This is a genomic window from Pseudomonas mosselii (assembly GCF_019823065.1).
Classification (GTDB): domain Bacteria; phylum Pseudomonadota; class Gammaproteobacteria; order Pseudomonadales; family Pseudomonadaceae; genus Aquipseudomonas; species Aquipseudomonas mosselii.
Window position 1 is genome coordinate 3,004,514 of record NZ_CP081966.1, and the last position, 11,510, is coordinate 3,016,023.

General features: G+C 59.5%; 8 protein-coding genes. All 8 read left to right on the plus strand.

The window, feature by feature from the left end; all coding sequences use genetic code 11:
- The first annotated feature begins 2 nt into the window (after positions 1 to 2).
- The 8 genes from K5H97_RS13975 (at position 3) to capB (ending at position 11,489) form a co-directional block, all read left to right on the plus strand.
- Positions 3 to 1,205: a 3-oxoadipyl-CoA thiolase gene (locus K5H97_RS13975; RefSeq protein ID WP_023048093.1), complete on the plus strand. Its 1,203-nt coding sequence runs from the start codon at positions 3 to 5 to the stop codon at positions 1,203 to 1,205.
- A 26-nt stretch (positions 1,206 to 1,231) separates the two neighbouring features.
- A complete protein-coding gene (locus K5H97_RS13980) occupies positions 1,232 to 2,470 on the plus strand; it encodes a CaiB/BaiF CoA transferase family protein (RefSeq protein ID WP_023048094.1) in 1,239 nt (412 codons plus the stop codon).
- Positions 2,471 to 2,526: 56 nt separating this feature from the next.
- Positions 2,527 to 3,291: an electron transfer flavoprotein subunit beta/FixA family protein gene (locus K5H97_RS13985; RefSeq protein ID WP_023048095.1), complete on the plus strand. Its 765-nt coding sequence runs from the start codon at positions 2,527 to 2,529 to the stop codon at positions 3,289 to 3,291.
- The gene (locus K5H97_RS13990; protein WP_023662939.1) at positions 3,292 to 4,236 is read left to right on the plus strand and encodes an electron transfer flavoprotein subunit alpha/FixB family protein; all 945 of its coding nucleotides are present in this window, start codon (positions 3,292 to 3,294) and stop codon (positions 4,234 to 4,236) included. It abuts the gene before it with no gap.
- A gap of 646 nt (positions 4,237 to 4,882) precedes the next feature.
- The gene (locus tag K5H97_RS13995; RefSeq protein WP_028688849.1) at positions 4,883 to 6,244 is read left to right on the plus strand and encodes a purine-cytosine permease family protein; all 1,362 of its coding nucleotides are present in this window, start codon (positions 4,883 to 4,885) and stop codon (positions 6,242 to 6,244) included.
- 153 nt (positions 6,245 to 6,397) lie between these two features.
- Entirely contained in the window at positions 6,398 to 7,570 is a 1,173-nt protein-coding gene (locus tag K5H97_RS14000; RefSeq protein ID WP_031637015.1) for a porin, read from the plus strand.
- A 499-nt stretch (positions 7,571 to 8,069) separates the two neighbouring features.
- On the plus strand, positions 8,070 to 9,443 hold the full coding sequence (ltrA, locus tag K5H97_RS14005; protein ID WP_049950174.1) for a group II intron reverse transcriptase/maturase: 1,374 nt from the start codon (positions 8,070 to 8,072) through the stop codon (positions 9,441 to 9,443).
- Positions 9,444 to 9,743: 300 nt separating this feature from the next.
- Positions 9,744 to 11,489, plus strand: coding sequence for a caprolactamase subunit beta (gene capB, locus K5H97_RS14010; protein WP_024075427.1), 1,746 nt, complete (start codon positions 9,744 to 9,746; stop codon positions 11,487 to 11,489).
- The last annotated feature ends 21 nt before the right edge of the window (positions 11,490 to 11,510 follow it).

Consider the following 11,510-nt stretch of genomic DNA (forward strand, 5'->3'; position numbering starts at 1 on the left):
CCATGCTCGACGCCTACATCTTCGCGGGACTGCGCACGCCATTTGGCCGCCACGGCGGCGCACTCGCTTCGGTACGCCCAGACGACCTCGCCGCCCATGTGATCCACGAATTGCTCGCTCGCCACGCCATCCCTGGCGAAGCCATCGAGGACGTGATTCTGGGCAATACCAACCAGGCAGGGGAGGACAGCCGCAACATCGCGCGTCACGCCGCACTGCTTGCAGGCTTGCCCGTGACCGTACCTGGGCAGACAGTTAACCGCCTGTGCGCCAGTGGTCTGGCGGCGGTGATCGATGCCGCCCGCGCAGTGACCTGTAACGAAGGCGAACTGTTTGTCGCCGGCGGGGTGGAGAGTATGTCCCGTGCACCCTTTGTCATGGCTAAAGCAGAAGCGGCCTATAGCCGCGAACTGACGGTGTTCGACAGTACCATTGGCGCCCGTTTTCCCAACCCGAAGATCGTCGCCGAGTTTGGCAACGACAGCATGCCGCAAACGGGCGATAACGTGGCTCAGGAGTACGGCATCTCCCGTGCTGAGGCCGACGTCTTTGCTGCCGGCTCTCAGGCCCGTTATGAAGCCGCACGTAGCGCAGGTTTCTTTCAGGAAGAACTGCTCGCGGTCAGCGTGCCCACCGGGCGCAAGACGCCACCCAATGTGGTGGAGCAGGACGAGCACCCGCGCCCGCAATCGGACCTGATCGCTTTGGCTCGCCTGAATCCTCTCTCCGAAGGTGGTGTGGTTACCGCCGGCAACGCATCAGGCGTCAACGATGGCGCGGCGGCATTGCTGATTGGCTCGGCCGCGGCGGGCGAACGGCACGGCTTGGTTCCGATGGCGCGCATTCTGTCGGCCGCCGCCGTGGGTGTGGCCCCGCGCATTATGGGCGTCGGCCCGGTGGAGGCTATTCATAAGGCATTGGCTCGCGCGCAGCTCAGCCTGGCGGATATGGACATTATCGAGATCAACGAAGCGTTCGCCAGCCAGGTGCTGGGCTGCCTGAAAGGTCTGGGTGTTGCGTTCAACGACCCGCGGGTAAACCCACACGGTGGCGCCATCGCCGTCGGCCACCCATTAGGTGCATCCGGTGCGCGCCTGGCCCTGAGCACCGCTCGCGCGCTGCAACAGAGCGGCAAACGCTACGCTGTGGTGAGCCTATGCATCGGCGTGGGCCAAGGCCTCGCCATGGTGATGGAGCGTGTGTAAGTGCGCGCAAGCAAAGGTGAAATGAAATGGGTGCTTTGACTGGGTATCGCGTGCTCGACTTGAGCCGCATTCTGGCTGGTCCCTGGTGCGGCCAAACTCTGGCCGATCTGGGTGCCGAAGTGATCAAAATCGAACGGCCGGGCGCGGGTGATGACACCCGTGGCTGGGGGCCGCCATGGATGAAGGGGCAGAACGCCGAGTCCACCGGCGAGGCTTCTTATTACCAGTCCACCAATCGCGGCAAGTTGTCGGTGGCGCTAAACATCGCCAGCCCCGAGGGGCAGGAAATGGTGCGGGCCCTGGCTACCAGTTGCGACGTACTGATCGAGAACTACAAGGCCGGTTCCTTGGCCAAGTACGGGCTGGATTACGCTAGCCTCGCTGCGCTCAATCCACGCCTGGTGTATTGCTCGGTGACGGGTTTCGGCCAGACCGGGCCGCGCGCCGCAGAACCGGGTTACGACTTCATCATTCAGGGTATGGGTGGAATGATGAGCATCACCGGCGAGCGCGACGATCTGCCCGGTGGCGGCCCGCAAAAGGTAGGCGTTGCCTTCGCGGACCTGATGACCGGCCTGTACTCGACGGTGGCTATCCAAGCTGCGCTGCTCAGCCGAGAAAAGACCGGGCTTGGTCAACATATCGATATGGCGTTGCTGGATGTTCAGGTCGCCACACTGTGCAACCAGAGCCAGAACTATCTGGCTTCCGGCAAGCCGCCCGGGCGTTATGGCAACGCCCACGCCAACATTGTGCCGTACCAGGTGTTTCGCGCCAGTGATCGCGACTTCATCATTGCCTGCGGCAACGACTCACAGTTCGTCGCACTGTGCGACGCCATCGGCCTGCCAGAGCTGCCGAAAGATCCGCGTTTCGCGCGCAACGCCGACCGAGTCAGCAACCGCGAGGAGATCGTTGCCATCCTGTCGCGTCACTTTCTCGGAGGGCTCGCCGATGAGTGGGTAGGGCGCATTCACCCGCAGGGCGTACCGGTAGGGGCCATCAACAGCATTGCCCAGGCGCTGGACGAACCACAGATACTGGCGCGCAACATGCTGGTCAACATTCCCCATCCCTTGAAAGCCGACTTCGTCACGGTCGGCAGTCCGATCAAGTTGTCTCGCACACCGGTCGAGTACCTGCGCCCCGCGCCGATGCTGGGTGAGCATACCGATGAGGTGCTCAAGCGCCAGTTGGGTCTCGATGATGAGCGCCTGGCCGAGTTGAAGGCACAAGGCATCATCGAACAGCTTGGTGAACGCTGAACCTGCCATGCCCCGGCCAGCCAGCTTGCCGGGGCAATTTTTCCCATGGAGCCTTTATGAAAGTCCTCGTAGCGATCAAGCGTGTGGTCGATTACAACGTCAAGGTTCGCGTCAAGGCGGACAACAGCGGCGTCGATCTCGCCAACGTTAAGATGTCGATGAACCCCTTCTGCGAAATCGCCGTGGAAGAAGCCGTACGCCTGAAAGAGAAGGGCGTTGCCAGTGAAATCGTCGTGGTGTCGATCGGCCCGACGGCGGCGCAAGAGCAGCTGCGTACTGCTTTGGCCCTCGGTGCCGACCGCGCCATCCTGGTCGAGGCTGTCAAGGAAGAGGGTGCTGACGAGCTGAACTCCCTGGCCGTGGCCAAGCTGCTCAAGGCCGTGGTCGACAAGGAGCAGCCGCAGCTGGTGATCCTCGGCAAGCAGGCCATCGACAGCGACAACAACCAGACCGGCCAGATGCTCGGCGCGCTGACCGGCTTCGGCCAAGGCACCTTCGCCTCCAAGGTCGAAGTGGCGGGCGACAAGGTCAACGTGACCCGCGAGATCGACGGCGGCCTGCAGACCGTGGCGTTGAACCTGCCGGCGATCGTCACCACCGACCTGCGTCTGAACGAGCCGCGCTACGCCTCCTTGCCGAACATCATGAAGGCCAAGAAGAAGCCGCTGGAGGTGCTCACCCCGGACGCCCTGGGCGTTGCCACCGCGTCCACCGTGAAGACCCTGAAAGTCGAAGCGCCGGCTGCCCGCCAGGCCGGCATCAAGGTCAAGTCGGTGGCGGAACTGGTCGAGAAACTGAAGAACGAGGCGAAGGTAATCTAAATGACTATCCTGGTTATCGCTGAACACACCAATGCCGCCCTGGCGCCGGCCACTCTCAACACCGTGGCCGCTGCGCAGAAGATCGGTGGCGACATCCACCTCCTGGTTGCCGGTGCCGCCTGTGGCGCCGCCGCCGAAGCGGCTGCCAAGCTCGCCGGCGTGGCCAAGGTGCTGGTGGCCGACAACGCCGCCTTCGCCCATCAGCTGCCGGAAAACGTTGCGCCGCTGGTAGCTGCTCTTGTTCAAGAAGCAGGGGGCAAGGGTTACAGCCACATCCTCGCCGCCGCCACCAGCAACGGCAAGAACATCCTGCCGCGCGTCGCCGCCCAGCTGGACGTCGACCAGATCTCCGAAATCATCGCCGTGGAAAGCGCCGACACTTTCAAGCGGCCGATCTACGCCGGTAACGCCATCGCCACCGTGCAGTCTTCGGCGGCGGTGAAGGTGATCACCGTGCGTGCCACCGGTTTCGATCCGGTGGCCGGCGAAGGCGGCAGTGCTGTCGTGGAAGCCGTGGCCGTTGGCGGCGACGCCGGCATCTCGGCCTTCGTCTTTGAGGCGCTGGCCAAGTCCGATCGTCCGGAACTGACCGCGGCCAAGATCGTCGTCTCCGGCGGTCGCGGCATGCAGAACGGCGACAACTTCAAGCACCTGTATGCCCTGGCCGACAAGCTCGGCGCCGCCGTCGGTGCTTCGCGCGCTGCGGTCGACGCCGGTTTCGTGCCCAACGACATGCAGGTTGGCCAGACCGGCAAGATCGTCGCGCCGCAGCTGTACATCGCCGTCGGCATCAGCGGTGCCATCCAGCACCTGGCCGGGATGAAAGACTCCAAGGTCATCGTGGCAATCAACAAGGACGAAGAGGCGCCGATTTTTCAGGTGGCGGATTACGGTCTAGTGGGTGACTTGTTCGAGGTCGTGCCGCAGTTGCAGCAAGTGATCTGAAGCCCTAAAGGAATGTGTTGCAATACCTATAGAATTGTGCTATGCGTGCATACTCAAGTGGCGTGCGGGTTTCAGGGCTAATGCATTTGAAACATAGAGTTGACGTGCGGGAAAGACAATTTTTTGACTTACACGTTATGCGGTAAGTCTGATGCTTGAGCGTTTGAGCTTAGGCATTCTGGTTGTTTTCGTTATTCTTTGTACCCGGTTTTGTACCCGGTTTTGACTTCTTGTAGCATGTAGTGCTGGTTGCTGGCTTAGGGTGGTTGTGCCGAGATTGAATCGGCCTCGAGCCCGTCATTGAGTGCTTTGCTTGTAGTCCTACTGGCTTGAAACGTTTAAGCGCTATGTTGTCTGTCTGGCTATCACGCTGAGTGTAGGTGTTGTTAGGTGACTCGCTCGCTAATAACGCTCTCTCGGAAAGAGATGTAAGCCATAGCGTCATTGAGGTCTTTTATTCTGACTTGGACAGCCTGAGAGATTTTCTCATCGCTTTCCGCTGGAGGAGTTTCGTCTGGGTGGGCCATCTTCCAGAGAGCAAGAAGCTTCAGGTATGACAAAAGAGAGTGCGCTCAGCAGCAAGTGGTCGCCCGCCTGAAGTACTTATGATCATGACTCCACTCATTACAAAAACAAGAGAAGAGCCATGGCCGGAAACATCAAAAAACAGGTCGATAGTATCGACTACAGCACCGTCGCGGTTCCGGAAGAACACCGCATGAGCAAAGGCTCACTGACGATGGCTTGGTGGGCCATCTGCAGTGCTATGTTTTGGCTGGTGGTGTCCGCCACCCTGGCAATGAGCTTTGGTACGATGAATGCCATAATCGGCTTACTCTTGTCGGTCGTAACTTATGCGGCCATCAACGGGGTCATTGCCCGCTACGCCATTAAGACCGGATTATCGGTCGCACTCTTCTCCCGGGTGCTATTCGGACGCGCCGGCGCAGCACTGGCCACCCTGATTTTCTTCGCCACGGCGATCTACTACAGCGTGTTTGAAGGCTCGGTGATCGCCATTGCTATCCAACACTACGTGTCCGACATCACGCTCAATCAAGCCTACCTAATAGTGGTGCTATACAGCGTGCCACTGGTGTTCGGTAGCGTGCAGACCTGGCTGGATAAGTTCAATGGCGTGCTGCTGCCGCTCTACCTGATTGGTCTGATTGCCGTAGTAGCGATGGCCGTCGGTGAATACGGCTACAGTTCTGCCTGGTTGGAAATGGGGCCTGAGAGCGGGCCAGTAAGTAATGGCTGGTGGGACTGTTTCACCTATTTCATGGGAGTGTGGATTCTCATGATGTACACCTGGGACTACGCACGCTTCGGTCGTAAGCAGGACGCCAGCTACCACGCTAAATTTAACTTCGGCCTACCATTCTATATCTTCACCTTTCTTATTAACGGTCTGGTCGGCATCTTTCTCGCCGCCACCATTCCCACAGAGGGCGGCCTGTCTGAGGTCTCGGTGGTGCTGGCCATTGTCGAGCTGATGGGTATCTGGGGGTTGTTGTTCGTTTGGGTCAGCCAGACCCGTATCAATACCGCAAATTTCTTCATGGCCGCTAGCAACATGCATGCGTTCTTCGGCCGTTTTGGCTTGGCGGCTGTGCCTTATATGGCATGGGCCGTAGTAGTTGGCATCGTGGTCTACACAATGATGTTGCTCAATGTGTTCAGCTACATTCTGCAAGCCCTGGCATACCAGAGCATCTTTGTAGTGGCTTGGGTAGCGATCGCTTTGGCGCATATTTTCTCGCCGAAATATACCCAGCTGTTCGAGGGCAATATTGAATTCGCTCTCGAACGAGTCAACGCCTTCAACCCGTGCGGCTTGATCGCCTGGTTCTTTGCCGCTGGCCTGGGGATAGTGCTGCTGAATTTCGGCGGAGCAACGCTGGCGACCTTCTCAGCGCCGGTGACCTTTGTCTGCGCGTTCGCCAGCTACTGGCTGCTACTCAACAGCGCCAAACGCAGCTGGTTTGTCCGCACCAGCTGCAGCTGAAACCAATATCGGCGCCCACCGGGCCGATGTATTCGGCTCCGGCAACTTGCTGCAGCTACCAAACCCGATCCAAAACTAAGCCGCAACACCGCAGCGGCTTAGTGCTGCGTAGCTGAAAAAAAGACTAACAATGCTAAGAGCCAATTCATGAAAATGATCAACCTGCACCCACAAGCAACTCTCATATTACTTCCATTGTTGGCATCGCTCGCGCTACCCGCAGGTGCGGTGGCTATCAATGACAACTTGGACATTGGCGGCGCCGTGCGTGCGCGTATCGACTACGACCCCGACCGGGATATCGAGAAGCTGAGTTTCGATACTGCCTTTCTCACCGCTACCTACAACTCCGATAGTTGGATCGGCGCGGCTAAATACCGTTTCTATGGCGACGCTTACCCTTTCGACTATACCGACAAGATCGGTGACATCGCCTTCGCCGAATATGCATGGATCGGCTACAAGTTCGATGAGTCGCGTCAGATTCAGGTGGGACTAAACAAGATTCCGTTCGGCCTGCTGCCCTATGCCGGCAGCACTTTCTTCTTGACCTTGGGCAGCGTGATCGGCCTGGAAGACATTGCGAACCTTGGTGTTAAATACATCCAGCAGCAGGATGACTGGAACTTCCAACTCGCTTACTACCTAAGCCCGGCTGATCAGGGTCAAGGTACAAGCCGCGGCGGGCGGACCTATGCAACCAGTGTTGCTACGGCAGATGACTACGTCGTCGACGGCAGCGATAACCACGAGCGCGACATCTTAGTCGGGCGTCTGGCCCGCAACCTAAAGCTTGGGAGCTGGCAGTCGGAGATCGGCGCCTCGGCATTGACCTCGACGCTGCAGAACCAGGACAGTCGTGATAGCGGCCGCCGAAATGCCCTAGCAGTCCACTACTCGGGCAAGAATGGCCCCTGGGGCGTGCAACTGCAAGCCACTCGCCAGGACATGAGCCCGGAGAATCCCGGCAGAGACAAGCTGGTTAGCTTCGGCAGCTTCGACGGCACCTTTAACGTTGCCGCCAAGGGTAACCTCTATGTAGCCGACCTCAGCTATGACATTCCTGGCTCACTCGGGTGGCTCTCTGGTGTCAAGGTTTACGGTAACTACAGCCTGTTCGACAAGGATGAGTCCAGCTTCGAGGATTCCCAGCGCTTCATCCTTGGCACATCTTTCTCGCTGAAAGACCTATGGATCGCCGTCGAGTGGTTGCACGGCAAGCACGATCCCTACATCGGTGGCGGTAGCTACACCCAGAGCCTGGGCGCCGGCGGTAGCGAACGCTGGGAAAACCAGTTGTATACCAATATCGGTTACTACTTCTGAGGCAATAAGCGCCCCTAGCAACCACTCACGCTCCTATTTTCGCCAGCCATGTGCTGGCGTTTTTTTATGGTGCGCCAGGCATGGCGCGTAGCGCCGTGACTGGCGCTGTCGGGTTCACTGTGGTGGTGAGCCTGGCGACTTGGAGGTGAAAGTCCTCTACACACCCGGCAAGGGGAAGTGTTAGCTGAAGGCAAGGGTGTCGCGGGCGACTGCGAATCTGAAGGAAGCCCGAGACAAAATGCTGGCCTGACGAACAGGAAGCGGATGAGGCGGCGCAGCGGGGTGAGGTGGCCATAATCGCCAAAGCCCGATACTTGCACGGAACGCTGCGACGTAGATCCGACAGGCATAAGCAGGAAGGTCGCGCGAATTACCCTGGGAGATCTGTACGCTTGCCATTGTGCTACCGATTGTCGAGAGGCGACGGGATGGGCGTGCAGAAGTCAGCCGAGGCCGTAGTAAGTGGCGGTCAACCACGCCATCAAGGGCCGAACAGGTCATGCCGCCAGTAGGCGTCAGCGTCTCGTCGATAACCGAAATGCAGAAATTTCTCCAAGAGAAGACTGTCACCCCGAGTCCCGGCCAGAGGCCGAGGATGACGCCTGACAGCGCAGAGGTATCGGCGGCGTCGGTGACGTGGATGAACGCGGAGCCGGACACGCTGATGGAGCGGGTGCTTGCGCCGCTCAATCTCAAGCGTGCGTATCAGCGCGTGGTCAGCAACAAGGGGGCGCCGGGTGCCGATGGCATGACGGTCGCCGACTTGGCAGGCTACGTGAAACAGTATTGGCCCATCCTGAAGGTCAGGCTGCTGGCAGGTGAATACCATCCCCAGGCAGTGCGGGCGGTCGAAATTCCCAAACCGCAGGGCGGTATGCGGCAACTGGGCATTCCCAGTGTCGTGGATCGCCTGATCCAGCAAGCCCTGCTGCAACAGCTCACGCCGATCTTCGATCCGCTGTTCTCGGACTATAGCTACGGCTTCCGTCCGGGCAGAAGCGCTCACCAGGCTGTCGAGATGGCCCGCACCCATGTGGCGGCGGGTCATAGGTGTTGCGTGGAACTCGATCTGGAGAAGTTCTTTGATCGGGTCAACCACGACATCCTGATGTTCTGTGTTGAGCGCCATGTCGAAGACAAACAGGTGCTCAGACTCATCCGCCGTTACCTCGAAGCGGGCGTCATGTCGGGCGGGGTTGTCAGCCATCGGCAGGAGGGGGCGCCGCAAGGCGGCCCGCTTTCGCCGCTGCTGTCGAACATCCTGCTCGATGAACTCGACCGTGAGTTGGAGCGGCGAGGCCATCGCTTCGTGCGCTATGCCGATGACGCGAACATTTATGTCCGTAGTCCGCGTGCTGGCGAACGAGTGCTGGCCAGTGTCGAGCGGTTCCTGAATCACCGTCTGAAACTGAGACTGAATCGGGACAAGAGTCGCGTGGCTGGGTCGTGGAAATGCGACTACCTGGGGTATGGGATGAGTTGGCACTCGCAGCCTAGACTGCGAGTGGCAACCATGAGCCTGCGCCGTGTGCGCGACCGTCTCAGGGAACTGCTGCGAGGGGTGCGGGGCCACAAGATGGCGAATGTCATCGAGCGGGTAAACCCGGTGCTGCGAGGCTGGGCAGGCTACTTCAAGCTCAGCCAGAGCAAGCGTCCACTGGAAGAGCTGGATGGCTGGGTCAGGCACAAACTTCGCTGTGTCATCTGGCGGCAATGGAAGCAGCCCTCTACGAGGGCGCGCAACCTGATGCGCCTGGGATTGAGCGAGGAGCGTGCCTGCAAGTCGGCCTTCAATGGCCGAGGCCCGTGGTGGAACTCAGGAGCGCCGCATATGAATCAGGCGCTGCCGAAGAAGCTATGGGACAGACTTTGACTGGTCTCGATACTGGATACGATCAATCGGCTTAACCGCATGGCCTGAACCGCCGTGTACGGAACCGTACGCACGGTGGTGTGGGAGGACGGCGGCCGTGAGGCCGCCTCCTACCCGATCGCAGCGTTCCGGCCTCCCGGCATTAGATCTTGAGTAGATGCACCAGTAGAAACAGTTCACTTCAGGCCAAAAAACGGTGCGCTTGAAGACAAGCCAGCCGCTAGGCCCGCGCGTAGCTTAGCGATGTGGGCAAGACATCCGTCACGCCTCCCCAGACAAAAACAAGATTTGTGGTGACCCATGAACACAGTAGACCCGATCACCCTGGCAGTCGTGCGCGGTGCGCTCGAAACAGCCCAGCGAGAAATGACCCTGACGCTGGAAAAGACCAGTCGCTCGAGCGTGTTCAACCTCGCCCACGACTATTCCAACGCACTCTTCGATCACCTCCCGGAAATGATCCTGCAAGGCCAGGACATTCCTATTCATCTCGGTTCGCTTATCCCAGCGATGAAATGCGTTGCTGGCTTCTTCGGTGATGAGATTGCCGAGGGCGATGTTATTTATCATAACGATCCAGCCTACATGGGCAGTCATATCCTCGACTGCTGCATGTACAAACCGGTGTTCTATAAGGGCGAGCTGGTGTTCTGGACGGTCTGCAAGGGCCACCTGACCGATATTGGCGGCCCGGTACCGGCCGGCTACAACCCGGACGCAAAAGAAATCTACGCAGAGGGCCTGCGCATCCCGCCTGTCAAGTTGTGGGCCCAGGGCCAGCGCCGGGAAGACGTAATCAACCTGCTGCTGACCAACATGCGCGCCCGCGCCTATCAAGAAGGCGATCTGAATGCCCAGTACGGTGCTTGCAGCGTGGGCGAGCGTCACCTGATCGAGTTGCTCGATCGCTATGGCGTCGACCAGGTCCGAGCGTGCATTACCGAGCTGAAAGATATGGCAGACCGTCATATGCGCGCATTGTTGCGTGATGTGCCAGACGGTTTCTACAGCGGCACTGCCATTCTCGAAGACTCCGGTCATGGTCTGGGAGAATTGTCGATCACTGCCCAGGTGGAAATTCGCGGCGACGAGGCGCACGTTCTGATAGAGAGCCCGCCGCAGGTGCCTTACTTCATCAACTCCTACGCGGGCAATTCGATCTCCGGGGTTTACCTCGGACTGATGATGTTCGCCCAGGTGCCACCGCCCTACAATGAAGGCCTCTATCGCTGCGTGAGTGTAGACCTTGGCCCGTCCGGTACTCTGTGCAACGCCCAGGAGCCGGCACCGCACGTCAACTGCACCACTACTCCGATGGAAACCCTCGCCGATGCCGTGCGTCTGGCCCTTGAACAGGCGGCTCCGGAGCGTGTGACCGCCTCCTGGGGGCATGCCAGCGGGATCAATATCGCTGGGCACGACCCACGCAACAACAACGATGAATATGTGACCATGGTGCTGGCCTCGGTCATCTCCGGCGCTGGCGCTAACAAGGCTATGGATGGTTGGCCTGCTTGCGGCCCGCTGTGCTGCTTCGGCGCGCTGATGTCCGGCGATATCGAACTGCTTGAGTACTCCTATCCGGTACTGATACACCGCTACAGCCTGATGACCGACAGTGGTGGCGCCGGTGAATTCCGCGGTGGCTCTGGTACTCGCCTGGAGCTCGAGCCGCTGAAGCACGCCATGACCGTGGTCGGTTTCGGTGAGGGCCGGCAGCTGCCTACCGCCGGTGCGGCAGGGGCGAAGAATGTTCTGCTCGAGCCCAAGCTCGGCCGCTTGATCCATAGACATGTCGACGGTGAGGAAGACCATTACATCCAGAACACTCTGCTGACCGCACAACCAGGTGAGCGCGTAATCAACGTCAACCCGGGCGGTGGTGGCTATGGCGACCCACTACGTCGTCCGCTGGCCACGGTTCTAGCCGATGTGCGCAACGGCTTGGTCTCGATTGACGGCGCGCGCCTTGAATACGGCGTAGTGATTGACGGCAACGGCCAACTCGATGAAGCCGCAACCCACGCACACCGAGCCGCGCACTGAGCACAGCCCCTTTGAGCAATG

Excerpts from the sequence above, each read along its gene's own strand:
- K5H97_RS13975 (WP_023048093.1), top strand. The coding sequence starts at position 3 with ATGCTCGACGCCTACATCTTCGCGGGACTGCGCACGCCATTTGGCCGC.
- K5H97_RS13980 (WP_023048094.1), top strand. The coding sequence starts at position 1,232 with ATGGGTGCTTTGACTGGGTATCGCGTGCTCGACTTGAGCCGCATTCTG.
- K5H97_RS13985 (WP_023048095.1), top strand. The coding sequence starts at position 2,527 with ATGAAAGTCCTCGTAGCGATCAAGCGTGTGGTCGATTACAACGTCAAG.
- K5H97_RS13990 (WP_023662939.1), top strand. The coding sequence starts at position 3,292 with ATGACTATCCTGGTTATCGCTGAACACACCAATGCCGCCCTGGCGCCG.
- K5H97_RS13995 (WP_028688849.1), top strand. The coding sequence starts at position 4,883 with ATGGCCGGAAACATCAAAAAACAGGTCGATAGTATCGACTACAGCACC.
- K5H97_RS14000 (WP_031637015.1), top strand. The coding sequence starts at position 6,398 with ATGATCAACCTGCACCCACAAGCAACTCTCATATTACTTCCATTGTTG.
- ltrA (WP_049950174.1), top strand. The coding sequence starts at position 8,070 with ATGCCGCCAGTAGGCGTCAGCGTCTCGTCGATAACCGAAATGCAGAAA.
- capB (WP_024075427.1), top strand. The coding sequence starts at position 9,744 with ATGAACACAGTAGACCCGATCACCCTGGCAGTCGTGCGCGGTGCGCTC.